The 14,073-nt window shown below is 68.7% G+C and carries 17 protein-coding genes; 7 read left to right on the top strand and 10 right to left on the bottom strand.

Going from position 1 to position 14,073, the window contains the following annotated elements; all coding sequences use genetic code 11:
• Positions 1-43: 43 nt before the first annotated feature.
• From P2T62_RS21935 to P2T62_RS21925, 3 genes are all read right to left on the bottom strand, one after another.
• Positions 44-289 carry a hypothetical protein gene (locus P2T62_RS21935; protein WP_276259158.1) on the bottom strand — a complete coding sequence of 82 codons (246 nt, stop codon included), beginning with the start codon at positions 287-289 and terminating at the stop codon, positions 44-46.
• Between the two features lie 130 nt (positions 290-419).
• Positions 420-1,553, bottom strand: a complete 1,134-nt coding sequence (locus P2T62_RS21930; protein ID WP_276259157.1) for a site-2 protease family protein — start codon at positions 1,551-1,553, stop codon at positions 420-422.
• A gap of 102 nt (positions 1,554-1,655) precedes the next feature.
• Positions 1,656-1,913, bottom strand: coding sequence for a hypothetical protein (locus P2T62_RS21925; RefSeq protein ID WP_276259156.1), 258 nt, complete (start codon positions 1,911-1,913; stop codon positions 1,656-1,658).
• Between the two features lie 237 nt (positions 1,914-2,150).
• Between P2T62_RS21925 and P2T62_RS21920 the strand changes: the two genes are divergently transcribed.
• The 4 genes from P2T62_RS21920 (at position 2,151) to P2T62_RS21905 (ending at position 5,579) form a co-directional block, all read left to right on the top strand.
• Positions 2,151-3,881, top strand: a complete 1,731-nt coding sequence (locus P2T62_RS21920) for an HVO_2922 family protein (protein ID WP_276259155.1) — start codon at positions 2,151-2,153, stop codon at positions 3,879-3,881.
• A 158-nt stretch (positions 3,882-4,039) separates the two neighbouring features.
• Positions 4,040-4,381, top strand: coding sequence for a YegP family protein (locus P2T62_RS21915; protein ID WP_276259154.1), 342 nt, complete (start codon positions 4,040-4,042; stop codon positions 4,379-4,381).
• 62 nt (positions 4,382-4,443) lie between these two features.
• Positions 4,444-5,310, top strand: a complete 867-nt coding sequence (locus P2T62_RS21910) for an SDR family NAD(P)-dependent oxidoreductase (protein ID WP_276259153.1) — start codon at positions 4,444-4,446, stop codon at positions 5,308-5,310.
• A 56-nt stretch (positions 5,311-5,366) separates the two neighbouring features.
• Positions 5,367-5,579, top strand: a complete 213-nt coding sequence (locus P2T62_RS21905) for a hypothetical protein (protein ID WP_276259152.1) — start codon at positions 5,367-5,369, stop codon at positions 5,577-5,579.
• Positions 5,580-5,581: 2 nt separating this feature from the next.
• On the opposite strand, the gene P2T62_RS21900 is transcribed toward P2T62_RS21905, so the two are convergent.
• The 3 genes from P2T62_RS21900 to P2T62_RS21890 all read right to left on the bottom strand — a co-directional run bounded on the left by P2T62_RS21900 (position 5,582) and on the right by P2T62_RS21890 (position 8,812).
• Positions 5,582-6,574 carry a patatin-like phospholipase family protein gene (locus P2T62_RS21900; protein WP_276259151.1) on the bottom strand — a complete coding sequence of 331 codons (993 nt, stop codon included), beginning with the start codon at positions 6,572-6,574 and terminating at the stop codon, positions 5,582-5,584.
• Positions 6,575-6,600: 26 nt separating this feature from the next.
• A complete protein-coding gene (locus tag P2T62_RS21895) occupies positions 6,601-6,768 on the bottom strand; it encodes a hypothetical protein (RefSeq protein ID WP_276259150.1) in 168 nt (55 codons plus the stop codon).
• A 187-nt stretch (positions 6,769-6,955) separates the two neighbouring features.
• Positions 6,956-8,812: an SLC13 family permease gene (locus P2T62_RS21890; RefSeq protein WP_276259149.1), complete on the bottom strand. Its 1,857-nt coding sequence runs from the start codon at positions 8,810-8,812 to the stop codon at positions 6,956-6,958.
• A gap of 88 nt (positions 8,813-8,900) precedes the next feature.
• On the opposite strand from P2T62_RS21890, the gene P2T62_RS21885 reads away from it, so the two are divergent.
• The 3 genes from P2T62_RS21885 to P2T62_RS21875 all read left to right on the top strand — a co-directional run bounded on the left by P2T62_RS21885 (position 8,901) and on the right by P2T62_RS21875 (position 11,480).
• On the top strand, positions 8,901-10,316 hold the full coding sequence (locus P2T62_RS21885) for a TIGR00366 family protein (RefSeq protein WP_276259148.1): 1,416 nt from the start codon (positions 8,901-8,903) through the stop codon (positions 10,314-10,316).
• Between the two features lie 117 nt (positions 10,317-10,433).
• The gene (locus P2T62_RS21880; protein WP_276259147.1) at positions 10,434-11,300 is read left to right on the top strand and encodes a universal stress protein; all 867 of its coding nucleotides are present in this window, start codon (positions 10,434-10,436) and stop codon (positions 11,298-11,300) included.
• Positions 11,301-11,351: 51 nt separating this feature from the next.
• Positions 11,352-11,480, top strand: coding sequence for a hypothetical protein (locus P2T62_RS21875; protein WP_276259146.1), 129 nt, complete (start codon positions 11,352-11,354; stop codon positions 11,478-11,480).
• A gap of 116 nt (positions 11,481-11,596) precedes the next feature.
• Here P2T62_RS21875 and P2T62_RS21870 read toward each other — a convergent pair whose 3' ends face one another.
• The 4 genes from P2T62_RS21870 to P2T62_RS21855 all read right to left on the bottom strand — a co-directional run bounded on the left by P2T62_RS21870 (position 11,597) and on the right by P2T62_RS21855 (position 14,073).
• A complete protein-coding gene (locus P2T62_RS21870; protein WP_276259145.1) occupies positions 11,597-12,262 on the bottom strand; it encodes a translation initiation factor IF-6 in 666 nt (221 codons plus the stop codon).
• 1 nt (position 12,263) lies between these two features.
• The gene (locus tag P2T62_RS21865) at positions 12,264-12,539 is read right to left on the bottom strand and encodes a 50S ribosomal protein L31e (RefSeq protein WP_276259144.1); all 276 of its coding nucleotides are present in this window, start codon (positions 12,537-12,539) and stop codon (positions 12,264-12,266) included.
• Positions 12,540-12,692, bottom strand: a complete 153-nt coding sequence (locus tag P2T62_RS21860; RefSeq protein ID WP_276259143.1) for a 50S ribosomal protein L39e — start codon at positions 12,690-12,692, stop codon at positions 12,540-12,542.
• Positions 12,693-13,077: 385 nt separating this feature from the next.
• Positions 13,078-14,073: a GNAT family N-acetyltransferase gene (locus P2T62_RS21855; RefSeq protein ID WP_276259142.1), complete on the bottom strand. Its 996-nt coding sequence runs from the start codon at positions 14,071-14,073 to the stop codon at positions 13,078-13,080.

Below are 14,073 nucleotides of genomic sequence, written 5' to 3'. Positions count from 1 at the left end.
CGCGGTCGGGCGGTGTACGGGGTTTGCTACTGTCGGTGGCGGCTCAGAGTCCGTCGTTGTCCGATCCCGCGATGGCGCTCACCGGCGAGGCGCCGGCGACGATGGACCCCGCAACCAGCACGGCGGCCGCGAGGGTCACGAAGTCGCCGCTGGGCGAGTAGCCCGCGAAGCCCGCGCCCGTCGCCACCACGAAGACGGTGATGAAGTACGTCAGGATGGCGAAGACGAACATCACGAGTGCCGCGACGATGCTACTGGCGAGCGTACCGAGATTGTCGAGTAGTGCCATGGTTCGACCGCTACGTACTCGCTACCGTCTGAAATATCTGTCTATATGGCTGAATTCTCGTTATGTTTCTCAGATGGTGGTCAAATAAATAGAATATGTGTCTAGTTCTCTGTTATGACTGGCGGTGGGTTCAGCCGAGGACGCCGGTCCGGAACTCCTTCTGGAACGACAGCGCGTGCGAGTAGTCCTCCTGTGAGAGCGTTCCGACGACGGCGCCGTCGCGGACGACGAGCGCCGGGCCGCCCCCGCCGAGGTGGGCGAGGGTGTCGAACGCGTCGGCGGTCGCGTCGATGCGGGGGGCGTCGTGGGCCACATCGGCGACCCGGAGGGCCTCGCGGTCAGCCCGCTTGACCGACTTCAGGTCGGCCAGCGCCACCAGGCCGACCGTCTCGCCCGACTCGCCCCGGACGGGGTAGACGGTGCGGCGCTCGCGGATCATCCGGTCGATGAGGCCCGCGACAGTCTCGTCCGCGTCGACGTGGGCGGTCCCGGTGGTCATCACGTCGCCGACCGTGACGCCCTCCAGCAGGTCGTCGATGATGGTGGTCCGGGACTCGGTCGTGGCCGCGCCGTAGATGAACAGCGCCAGCAACAGGAGGATGGGGTTGAACCCGATGACGCCGACGACGGCGAAGAGGATGGCGAACAGCACGCCGACGCGCCCGGCGATGCGGGTCGCGCTGGCGTACGGGCGGTTCCGGGCCAGCAGCGCCCGCAGGATGCGCCCGCCGTCCATCGGGAACGCGGGAAGCAGATTGAACACGACGAGGATGATGTTGATGATAGCGAGGTAGCCGACGACGAACCGGACGATGGGGAGCGATTCGGGCGTGGCGAGGAGGATACCGTAGCAGACCGCACCGACCAGCACGCTCGTCGCCGGGCCGGCGATGGCGATCCAGAACTCGCGGTCCCACTCGCGGGGGACCTCGCTGAGCGCGGCCATCCCGCCGAGGATCCACAGCGTGATGGACTCGATCTGGATGCCGTAGCGACGCGCGACGTAGGAGTGGCCGAGTTCGTGGAGCGTGACGCTGACGAACAGGCCGACCGCCGCGAGCGTGCCGATGAGCCAGGGTGTGTTCCCGGCCCGCAGGACGCCGACGTCGAGCGCGACGCCGGTGAGGCTCTCGATGTAGCCTGCGTACAGTGCGACCTGGCCGCCGCTCCCGATGAGCCACGCGAGGATGGGGAGGAAGACCAGCAGCGAGATGTTGATCCGGATTGGGATGTCCCAGATCCGGCCGATGGTGAAACTTCGCACGGTCGGATGTCTCGGTCCGTCCGTAAAAGAGTGCCCGGGTGTCCCGCTCGCAGCACCGGCGGTCGGTCAGGGAGTGCCCGACTGGGCGTTCCGCTCGTCGTCTCAGTCGGCCACGTCGAAGACGCCGCCCTCGACCAGGTGCGGTGCGGCGAAGATGACGCTCCCGACGAGTGCCTCGGCAGCGTCGCTGGCGGAGGTCGTGTCGCTCGGACTCGATGAAACCGCGTTCGTGGGCCGCCGCCAGCAGGGTTCGGCCTCACGGACCTCACGCCGGGCCAGCACCTGGCTGGCACCCGGGTCGCCACCGCTTTCGGCGTCGCGGTCCCCGGTCGCACCGTCGCTGGGTCGATTCTCGGTCATCCCTCGAATCGTGGGGTTCGCCCCTGGATGCAGACGTCCTGCGCCGACCACACCGGGCATCGTACTCCACCGGAGTCGTTCGACACAAGGAAGGGTGCAGAGATGAGATACGTGCCGTAATTTCTGATAAATGCCTAGTTCATTATATTTGTCGTATACAATCTCCGAACACTGAATAATTTCTCAGAATCGCCCCCAACGAATAAGTACTCTGTGCTCCTCAAGGTATGGTAGGTTATGTCGACTCAAACTGAGAAGGAGAGCTCACTGACGCGATTGTATCGCGAACGCATCGGACAGCCGACCACCGGAGACGAGGCGACGGGGTACTGGATTTTCGCGCTGGGGGTCCTCTTCGGCGTACTCGGCATCATCCTGTTCCTGCCGAGTACGTCGGCCGGTGCCCTCCGGCAGGTCGCGATCGTGCTGGCTGCGGGGGGGCTGGCGCTCATCTTCGCGGGGCCGCTCATCCGGCTCCCCCTCCAGCGACTGGCGACCACACTGGTCTATGGGGGCCTGTTGATCTGTGCCGTCGGTATCCTCTACTTCCTGGTCATCTACCCGGCCGGCTGGAACCCGGCGTCGGGCCAGCCGCTCGTCATCGGGGTGTACGCCCTCGGACTGCTGGTGATGGGGATTGGCGGCGTCCTCGTCCCCGTCCTCACCACGGGCGTCGAACAGGAGGCTCGCCTCGCCGAACAGGAGAGTCGACTGGGTGCCCAGGAGAGCGAACTGGCAGAGCTGCGGGAGACGCTGGCGGACACCGCCGCCGACGAGGACGACCTCTCCCGGCGCATCCGGGAGCTGACCGCGCAGGTCGAGGAGTCGGAGTCCGGGCGGCTGACCGCCGAGCGCGACCACGACGAACGGGGCGACGAACTGGCCGAGCTGCGCGAGGCGCTGGACGCGGCGACCACCGACCGGCACGAGCGCGAGCGGCTCGTCCGCCGGCTCACCGAGCAGGTCGAGGATGCCGAGGCGGACCTGCTCGACGCCGAGGCCGACGAGGCCGACCTCGCCGCGCAACTGCAAGCACTCCGGACCAGCCAGGCCCGGTTCGAACTGTACCGCGACCGCGCCGACGAGTGGCGCTGGCGACTCCGCCACCGGAACGGGAACGCCATCGCCGACAGCGGCGAGGGCTACACCCGCCGGCACGACGCCCAGCGGGGGCTCCAGAGCGTCCGGCGGAACGCGCTCGGCGCCGAGCTCCGGCTCATCGAGGATGCCGAGGAACTCCCCGACGAGGAGGAGGCGTTCGAGCCGCCCGCCGAGCGCGAGAGCCGCGCGACGTTCGAGACCTACCAGGACAAGGGCGGCGAGCACCGCTGGCGGCTCCGCCACGAGAACGGCAACATCCTCGCCGACAGCGGCGAGGGCTACTCCTCGACGGGGGGCCGTGACACCGCCGTCGGCCGCGTCCGGGAGTACGTCCCGGAGGCCGACTACCTCCGCCTCGACCCAGCCGGCTTCGAGGTGTACCGCGACGCCGCCGGCGAGTACCGCTGGCGACTCGTCCACGAGAACGGCAACATCCTCGCCGACGGCAGCGAGGGCTACACCCGCCGCCACGACGCGCGCCGTGCGGTCGACCGGATGCGCGAGCGCACCGACGACCTCGAGTTCGAGATATTCGAGGACAAGGCGGGCGAGCACCGCTGGCGGGCGCTCGGTGGCAACGACCAGATCGTCGCGGACAGCGGCGAGGGCTACGCCTCGAAGAGCGGCGTCGAAGAGGCCGTCGAGCGGGTCCAGAAGCACGCCCCCGCGGCGGACGTGCTGGACGCTGGCCGTGCTGCATTCGAGATCTTCGAGGACAAGGGCGGCGAGTGGCGCTGGCGGCTCCGCCATCGCAACGGCAACATCATCGCCGACTGCGGCGAGGGCTACTCCGACCGCAGCGGCGTCTACGAGGCCATCGAGAGCATGAAGCGCAACGCTCCCAACGCCGACTCCGAAGCGGCCTGACCGTCGGACCGGTACGGCCCCCACCCGGGGTCGCCCGGGATATACAGAACTCGATTCTGCCCTCCATTACTGTCGTCTATTCGCTACAAAAGAATTAATCGCTGATATTACTCTATATGGGGTAATTATATATGTTGTGGGGTCGAATGAAGGTTTGTATGGCATCCTACGAAGTCTACGAGGACAAGGCCGGCGAGTATCGGTGGCGACTGACATCCGGGAACGACATCATCGCGGACAGCAGCGAGGGCTACTCCTCGAAGAGTAGCGCGAAGGAGGCCGTCGAGCGCATCCAGCGCGACGCGCCGACCGCGAGCGTGCTGGAGATCGGGACGCCGCACTTCGAGGTGTTCGAGGACAAGGCCGGTGAGTACCGCTGGCGGCTGCTCTCGAAGAACGGTCGCATCATCGCGGACAGTGGCGAGGGCTACTCCTCGAAAAGTGGCGCCCGACGGGCGCTGGAGAACGTCCAGTCGGACGCCAGCGCCGACATCGAGTAGTCGGCTCGCGCCGCCGCCGGTAGCTATTCCTCGCCGACGGCGGTTCTGGACGTATGGCCGATATGACCGTCGATGAGGCGATGGAGAAGTACGGACCCAGCGAGATCACTCGTGGTGACCTGCTGGAACTGGACGACCCGAACTACGCATCGGAGAACGTCGCGCTCGTGACCGGCGGCGGCGCCGGCATCGGGCGAGCGACCGCGCTCGCGTTCGCGGCCAACGGACTGACGGTCGTCGCGACCGACCGCGACGAGGCCGGACTCGCGGAGGTCCAGGAGCGGGCCGCCGACCTCGACCTCCCCGGCACGGTCGAGACCGTCGCGGGCAACCTCGCGGACGACACGGACCTCGAGCGCATCGTCGACGAGGCCGCCGGGCACGGGAACCTCCGCTACCTCGCGAACATCGCCGGCATCCAGACGGTCGCGCCCATCGAGTCGTTCCCGGTCGAGAAGTACGACCTGATGCACGACGTGATGCAGCGCGCACCGCTGCTGCTGACGAAACACTGCCTGCCACACTTCCGCGCGAACGACGACGGCCGCGGCGTCGTCGGCAACATGTGCTCGGTCCACGGCCACATCGTCACCCGGGACAAGGTGGCGTACAACACGACCAAGTTCGGGCTCCGCGGGCTCACCCAGTCCATCGCCGCCGAGGGCGAGGGGACGGTCCGGGCGTTCACGGTCTCGACGGCGTACGTCAAGACCGGGCTGGTCGCGAAGCAACTGCCCGACACCGCCGACCGCCGCGGACTGACCGTCGACGAGGTCGTCGAACAGGTGATGCTCGAACGCACCCGCGTCAAGGAGATGATGGAGCCCTACGAGGTGGCGAACCTCTACGTGATGGGCTGTTCGCACCACAGCAAGCATCTCAACGGTGGCGACATGACCCACGAGGGCGGGATGAGCCTCACGTACTGAGGCCACCCCTGGTGCCGGTCCGAGCGATTGAAGCCGACCGCCCCCGAGGGTGCGGTATGCCAGTCGTCTTCGGCCCGACCCTCCGCCGACTCGCCGGCGACGAGAAGGAGCCGGACGGTGACGAGCCGCCCGACCGGTCGAACGCCCCCGTCACGGCGCGCCGGGTCGCCCTCGGGGCGCTCGCCGCGAGCGTGGCCGCGTGGTTCGCCGCGCGGCGGCTCCGGCGCCGTGACCGTGATACGGTTCCCGAGAAGCCAGCCCCGAAGTAGCCCTACGCCCGCCGGTCGCCGAGGAAGGCGTCGGCTCGTTCGCGCCCGGTGCGGAACAGCGCCTCGAGGAACGCCGGCGACCGGTCCAGCTTCGTCGACCACGCCAGCTCCTCCTCGAAGCGGACCCGCCGGATGTCCGTGTGGGTGTGCCGCTCGGGGAGGTAGCCCGCGTCGACCCACTCGTTGACCTGCTCGATGAACTGGACCTCCTGCTCCAGCGAGGTGTTGCCGCTGAGCTCGTTGCGACGGTCGGCGATACCCTCCTGCGAGGTCGGCACCGTCGACCGCTCGGAGGGGTTGATCTGGATGAGCCACACCTCGTCCGGGTCGGGGATGTCGTCGGCAGTCGAGAAGTCACGGACCGGCGGGTTCTTCGAGAACAGCCCGTCCCAGTAGTGGCGGCCGTCGACGTCGACGGCGCCGAACAGGCCGGGTTCGGCGGCACTCGCCAGCACCGCGTCGGCGCTCATCTCGCGGCCCCGGAAGACCCGGAACTCACCGCTCAGTACGTCGATGGCGCTGACCAGTAGCCCTGGTGTGATGGTCTCCTCGTGGCGCTGCTCGCGTATCTGGGCGCTCAGCCGCCGCGCGTTCGCGAAGTCGACGTGGCGCTCGAGTAGCCGCCGGAGCTCACGCTCGGCCAGGGCGCCGGCCGGGGTCTGGCCCGGGCTGAACGACGGGAACGGGAAGCCCATCGCCCGGAAGCGGGCGGTCTGGACGGTCAGGTCGTTGAGGTACCGTTCCGCGGGGGTATCGGCCTCCATATCCTTCCAGAACTCCCCGAGCAGCGCCGCCGGCGCGTGGTCCGGGCTCACGTGGCCGTACCACCCCAGCAGCGCGCAGATAGCGCCGCCGGAGGTGCCCGAGAATCCGACGACGTCGTACCGTTCGCGGGTGATCTCGGGGAGGAGTCGCTGGAGCGCTCCGGCGGTGAAGGCGGTGTGGCTCCCCCCGCCCTGGCAGGCGATGGCGACCTTCAGCGGGTCGTCGGTCATTCCTGAGTCGTTCGGGGGTCGGGGGTTTATAGCCACACGACACAGCCGGGCGCCGCCCGTCCGGGGGGTCGCTCGGCCCCGAACGCCACCCGGTGGTTGTCCTCGCCCCTGGGGGAGTGGTTCGTCCGGAGGTCCCCGGGGTCGTCCTTCGGCTCCTCGAGCATCCGCGCCGCCGACCAGTCGTCGCCGAGCACGAACACGCGGACTCGCTCTCACCGACCGCGGGCGAGTGCCGGCGACACGACCCACGATGACGATGACGACGATGGCGACGGCGGCGAGGTCGAGGAACCGACGCATCCGATTGCCCACCGCTCCGTGGCCGGTCGCATAACTCGTACGTCGGCCGTCACCGCGCCCCGGCAGTAGGGCCGCCCGGACTCAGACCCCGAACAGCGTCGCGATACCCAGCGTCACCACGACGGCCAGCAGCAACTGGAGCGGCGCGCCGACCCGGACGTAGTCGGTGAACTTGTAGCCGCCGGGGCCGTACACCATGAGGTTCGTCTGGTAGCCGATGGGCGTCATGAACGCCGCGGAGGCGGCGAAGGTGACGGCCAGCAGGAACGAGAACGGCTCGCCACCGATGCGCCCGGCCGTGTCGACGGCGACCGGGATCATCAGGACGACGCTCGCGACGGGGGTGATGATGTTCGCCAGCAGGCCCGTCAGCAGGTAGAACAGCCCCAGTACCGCGAGCACGGGGAGGACGTCGGCGCTGCTCACGACGAGCGCGGCGATGAACTCCGCACCGCCTGTGCGTTGCATCGCCAGGCCGAGCGGCAGGACGCCCGCCAGCAGGAAGACGATGTTCCACGAGACGGCGTCGTACGCGTCCGAGGGGTCGAGACAGCCCGTGACGACCATCGCGAAGACGCCGCCGAGCGCCGCGATGACGATGGGGACGAGGCCGAGCGCCGCCACGCCGATGACGGCCGCCATGATGGCGACGGCGACCGGCGTCTTCGGGCTGAGCGGCGCGACGACCGACTCGTCGGCGTCCGGCTCCAGCAGTTCGAGCCCCTCGTCGGGCAGTTCCGAGAGCACCACGTCGCCCGCCTCCTGGAGGTAGGTGGCGTCGTCCAGCGTGGTGTGGAGGAGGAGCGTGTCGCCGGCGTGGAACGTGAAGTCGGTCAGGTCCTCCAGAGTCGAGCCGTCACGGCGCACCTCCAGAACCGTCGTGTCGAACTGGGCCTCCAGTCCCGACTCGGGGATGGTCTCGCCGACCAGCCGCGAGTCCGGCAGGACGACCGCCTCCACGAGCGTACTCGCCTCCGTGACGAGGTCGTCGTCGGTCACCTCCTCGCGGGCGAGCTGGCGGAGGCCGAACGTCTCGGCCAGCTGGTTGACCGCCTGCAGACTGCCCCGGACGGTGAGCGTGTCGCCGGGCTCGACTGTCCGGTCGGAGGTCAGGGCGTGGAAGCTCTCCTCCTCGCGGTCGAGCTGGAGCAGGTCGACCGCCAGCTCCGGGGTCGCCTCCAGCTCCTCGGCGACGTCCTCGACCCGGCTCCCGACGAGCTCCGAGTCCTCGCGGACGGTCAGCCGGCTCAGCTCGTCCTCCAGGTCGAACTGTTCGGTGAGGTCCTGATCCGGGGGAATCCGTGCCGGGGTGAGCCGCCGCCCCACGGTGAGGAGGTACGCCGCCCCCACGAGCAGGACGACGATGCCCAGCGGCGTGAACTCGAACATGCCGATGGGGCCCCGACCCGGGAGCTGGCGGGCGAAGTCGCTCGCGAGGATGTTGGTCGAGGTGCCGATGAGGGTGAGCGTGCCGCCGAGCATCGCCGCGTACGACAGCGGCAGGAGCAGTTTCGACCGCGAGATGCCCGCCCGCTCGGCCAGCCCCGTTATCATCGGGATGAATACGGCGACGACGGGCGTGTTGTTGACGATCCCCGCCGAGATCCCCGTCGTCCCGACGGTCGCCGCGAGCAGCCGTGACTCGTCACCTTTCGTGATGCGCGCGAGGTAGACGCCGAGTCGCTCGACGATGCCCGTTCGCTGGATGCCCTCGCTGAGGATGTACATCGCGACGATGGTGACCGTCGCGGAACTCGCGAACCCGGAGATGGCTTCCCCGGCTGCGACCCCCGTGTACGGTTCGAGAACGGCCAGTGCGACCAGGACGCCGACCGCGGTGATGTCGGAGGAGATGAGCTCCGTGACGAAGAGGACCAGCGCCACGAGGATCAGTCCGAAGACGAGCGCCATCCCCGTCGTGACCGGCGGAAGTGCCATCGAAGGCGGTCTCTCCCCCCGTTGCATTAAACCTCGTCCACTCCGCGTTGAACGGGCGACTTAACACGTCACGTTCGGTCGCTGTTGTATGCTCAGTCTCATCCGCTCGTTCGGCGAGCGGTGTTCCGACCTCTCGGAGCGGTACATCCCGGACCCGTACGTCATCGCCATCGTCCTCACCTTCGTCGCCGCCGCGGCCGCCGTGGCGACCGGGTCGGGTCCCCGAGAGACACTGACCGCCTGGACCGGCGGCGTGTGGAGCCTGCTCCCGTTCATGGCGGCCATATCGGTCCTGCTGATGGCCGGCGATGCCATCGCGAAATCCCCCATCTTCACCCGCGGTCTCGAACGGCTGGCGCGCCTGCCCAGCTCCCGGTTCACCGCGGTCTGGTTCACCTCGTTCGTCGCTATGGCCGCCGCCGTCGTCTCGTGGGCCATCGGCCTCATCGTCGGCGCCATCATGGCGAAACGGGTCGCCTACGAGTGCCAGGAGCAGGGTATCTCGGTCCACTACCCGCTGCTGGCTGCGGCCGGGTACACCAGCCTTATGGTGTTCCACGGCGGCTTCTCCTCCTCGGTCGGCCTGCTGATGGCCGACCCCTCGCTCGTCCCGGCCTCGTTCCCCGACTACGTCCGGGGCGGCATCCCGCTGGCACAGACCATCGGGAGCGTCACCAACATCGTCACGACCGGCGCACTGCTGGTGGTGGTCCCGGTCGTGATGGGACTGCTCCACCCGACCGAGGGGGTCCGGGAACTCCCGCGCCGCACCTACCGGGAGGTCGACCGGGTGGTCACGGAGGCGTACGCCCAGGAGCCGGTGGCGACCGACGGCGGCAGCGACGGCGACACCGACGACCGGACGGTCGCCGACCGGCTCAACGACTCCCGGCTGCTGGGGCTGGCTATCGGGCTGTTCCCCGCCTTCTTCGTCGTGAACGCGTGGTTCCTGCGCGGCGGTGGCATCTCGAACCTCACGCTCAACAGCATCAACGCTCTGTTCCTCCTGCTCGCCATCCTCCTCTGGAACCGGCCGACGGCCATCGTGAAACAGATGCGCGACAGCGTCACGAACATCTCCGGTATCATCTTCCAGTTCCCGTTCTACGCGGGCATCGCGGGCCTGCTGACGGGGACGGGGCTGGCGACGGTCATCGTCGAGTTCTTCGGCGGGTTCGCGACGCCGACGACGTGGCCGGTCATCGGCGTCCTCGTCGCGGGTGTCGTCAACATCTTCATCCCCTCGGGCGGTGGCCAGTGGGTCGCGATGGGACCGATTATGCTCGACGTCACGACCGGCTTCGGCTACACCCCCGCACAGGCGGTCATCATCGAGATGCTGGGCGACCAGTTGACGAACATGATTCAGCCGTTCTGGGCCATCCCGCTCCTGGCTATCGCGAACCTCCGGGCCCGGGACATCATCGGCTACACCGCCGTCGCGATGGTGGCCGGCCTCCTCATCGTCTGCACCTCGCTCACCCTGTTCATGGTCGTGCTCTGAGGGCCGGGCCAGGGCCAGGGGTGGGAGCATCCGGAAGCGCCCGCCGCCGCCGTCGCGTCCTCCCGATTCGCCCCGGCACCGGCGAGCGGTTAAGTGCCGCCCCGTCACAGGTGGCGTATGTACGACACGGTTCTCATCGCCACCGACGGCAGCGACCGGACCCGCCCGGCGGTCACCCACGGGCTGGCACTCGCCGCCCGTTACGGGGCGACCGTCCACGCTCTCTACGTCGTCGACACCCGTGCGGTCAGCTTCGACGAGGACGGGTTCACCGACTACGAGGCCATCATCGGTATGCTCACCGACCGTGGGGAGCGGGCGACGGCCGTGGTCGCCGAGCAGGCCCGCGACCTCGGCCTCGAAACCGAGACCGCGGTCGTCCAGGGGACGCCCGCCCGGGGCATCCGGCGGTACGCCGACGAGCACGACGCCGACCTCATCGCGATGGGGACCCGCGGGCGAGGCGGCCTCGCCCGCCGGATGCTCGGGAGCGTCGCCGCGTCGGTTCTCGAGAAGGCGACCCAGCCGGTGCTCACGACGCGGTCGGCGGTCGCAGAGCGCGAGGCCGACTACGACCGCATCCTCCTTCCGACCGACGGCGGCCGTCAGGCCGAACGGGTCGCCGAACACACCTTCGACATCGCCGCCCGCTACGACGCGACGGTCCACGCGCTCTCGGTCATCGATAGCCGGCTCGTCACGTCGCCGGGACTGCTGGGAGCGCTCGAGCAGCGCTCCGAGGCGGCACTGGATGCAGTCACCGACCACGGCGAGCGAGTGGGCGTCGACGTGAAGACCAGCGTCTGGCGCGGGACGCCGAGCGACTGCATCACCACCTACGCGGCCGACCGGGATATCGACCTGCTCACGATGGGCGCGCACGGGAAGCGACGGCTCGACCGCTTCCTGACGGCGAACGTCGCCGAACGTGTCGTCCGGACCGCGAGCTGTCCGACCCTCACGCTCCGCAGACAGGACGACTGAGGCGCCGGCGACTCTCCTCCTCACGACCGCTCTACGGTGAACCGGGCGACGATGTTCGAGGACGTGGACGCCCGAGACGAGCCCGGAACGTCCCGGTCGGAGTGGCTGTCGGACGTGCTGGTCGGGGTCGGCTCCGAGGACGACCACGACGAGCTTCGGGAGCTCATACGCAGATTCTGATTCAGTTGCGGAACTACGCTATCAAAAGGGCTCGATATCTGTACAGGTGTCTGAAGATATCGAAAATACCTCTCGGAATGAATCTATCGCGGATTCGGATGGGGTCGATGTCGTGGTCAGTCGATGTAGCCGAGCGCGTTCTCGATGCGGCCCAGCTCCGGACCGGAGGTGTCCTGCCCGACGACGAAGCCGTGCTCGTTGGCAACCAGTCCGGAGCCGACCAGCGGGCCGCCGTAGTTGATGGTCCCGAGGTCCGCGGGCACGTCCAGCAGGTCCTCGAGGAAGTCCAGTTCCTCGTCGGTCGACTTCGGGTGGCAGAGGACGCCCCGGTTGGTGGCGACCGCCGCCGTGCCGACCGTCCGAACGCCCGCGAGGTCGCCGCGCTCGACGGGCACGTCGAGCGTCTCCTCGACGGCCTGGACGGCCTTCCGGGAGAGGTCCGGGTGGACGTAGGCGCCGTGGTCGTTACAGCAGACGACGTTGCCGGCGGCGTTCACCCGGCCGGGGAGTTCGCCGACCGGCAGTCCGGTCGCGTCCTCGATGCGCTCGATCTCGCGCTCGTTGGCGCGGCTGCTGACGAGGATGCCGTTGGTGTTGCCGGTCGCGAGCGCGCCGACGGTGGCCGAGCCGCCGACCGTCGTGGGGACGGTCGGCACCTCGAGTTCCTCGGCGAACGCCTCGCGGACATCGTCCTCGGCGTCGCGCCGGATGAGGAGACAGTCGTCGGTGGCGCGGCTGAAGACGCCGATGTACGACGAGCCCCCGAATGCCGCGCGGAGCACGTTACGCGGTCTCTGCTTCGACGACGGCCTCGCCGTCCTCCTCGAAGCGGGCCGCACGCACGCGGAGCTTGGACGGCGGCTTCTTGCGGCCGCGCGACCAGACCTCCTCGTTGATGGAGGGGTCGAGGCGGACGTCGTCCTCCTCGACCTTGAAGTGCTTCGCGAGGTGGCCGCGGATGATGCTCATCGCCTTGTCCGCGCGCTTGTGCTTGGCTGCGGCCTGTACGTCGCGCAGCGGCACCGTCACCACACGCTCCTCGAAGTCACTCGCGCTCATCTACTCGTCCGTGTCGTTCCGCCGCCAGTTGCGGCGCTTGGGGTTGCGGGTGGTCTCGCGGTCCGTCTTCATGATGACCCACGCGGGGACCCGGCTGTTCTGCTTCTCGAGCTTGGCCAGCCGCTTCTTGGAGGCCTTCGACTTCTTACCCATGGTACGCCCACTTCCGACGCGGCGGTTAAATTCTTGTTCCTTTGGCCGCCCTCGGACGCCGTGTCCAGAGATGCCGAGCCGGCCGGTAGAGACAGGGCTGGTTGTAACGATCGGTTGTGTGGCTATTTCTCCGGGGCGAACGGATTGGAAGCCCCTGGCCCCTTCCATTCCCACCCGAGATGGCCTGTTCCCCGGAGCGTCCGCACCGAGCCAGCACGGTGCGAAGCGACCCCGGAACGCGACAGGGCGGGACTGAAAGGGGCCGCGGGGGCTTTCAACAGCCTGTCGCCGTCGCTGCTGTCCCTGATATTTCCATCACACCAATCGCTACAGACACACGACCACGCCTCCCATCGGTCCCTGGCTGAACGCACCCTCGCCGCCGTCAGCGGACCCGTCCGTACACCTCCCGGACGAGCTCCGCGGCGAGCGTGCTCCGGGTCATCTGGAAGTACGGCTCCACGCTGGGGGCGAACTTGGCCTTGTACTGGCTGATGCCCGGGTCCCCGGCGCCGACGAGGTCGTACCGGCCGAGGCCGCGGTCCCGGGCGTCGCGGATGATGCGCCAGTCCACGAGGTCGTTGACCGGGACGTCCACCGTGGGTGTGGCGCCGCCCTGCCACCGGTAGACGGTGTCACCGGACTCCAGGGCAACGATGCCCCCGGCGAACGAGCCGTCGACGCGGCAGACGTACGGGCGGACGACGCCGTCGGGGAGGTCGCGGTAGAGGTCGACCGGGAACGCGGCCGGCAGGTCGTACGCCCGGCCCTGTTCGGCGTGCCGGGCGCGCACCTGGTCGATGATACGCTCGATACCGCCGACCCCCTCCTCGCGGATGAGTACGTCCGGTTCGGGGTCGGTGACGTTCTTGCGGGCGTCGCTGCTGAACCGGGCGAGCAGGTCGTCTTCCGGCGGCGAGATGTCGACGACGTGGGTGTACCCGGGGGTCACGTCGAACGACGCCCAGAGGAACGGCCGCGCGTCGTCGTAGCGCGTCCCCGTGCGGACGTGCGTGTACACCGGGCCGCAGGCCTCGTCGAGCCACGTCAGGCAGCCCTCGACGAGCTGGCGGTTCCGGCGCTCGGCCTTGCGCTGTTTGAGCCCGCCCTGGTCGAGCAGCAACGGCCCGCCGTAGGTCAGCTTCAGCCGCGGCGGCGGCGAGAAGGCCACGGTGACCGGCCCCAGCGAGCGGGTGGACAGCGGGAACACCCCGACCGGCTCCTGCCCGTTGTACCCGACGAGGGGCGCCAGTTCGGTGTTCGTGTGTCGGGCCGCGGCCGTCAGGCACTCGTACCGGTGGAAGGGGGTGCCGTGCGGCGCTCTGCCGACCAGTTCGTTCCACGCCGCCGGGTCGCGCTCGCACTCGATATCGAGCCCCAT

The sequence above is a fragment of the Haloglomus litoreum genome (assembly GCF_029338515.1).
Taxonomy (GTDB): Archaea; Halobacteriota; Halobacteria; order Halobacteriales; family Haloarculaceae; genus Haloglomus; species Haloglomus litoreum.
Note: the sequence above shows the minus strand (reverse complement) of the source record. Positions and strands in the feature narration are given on the sequence as shown.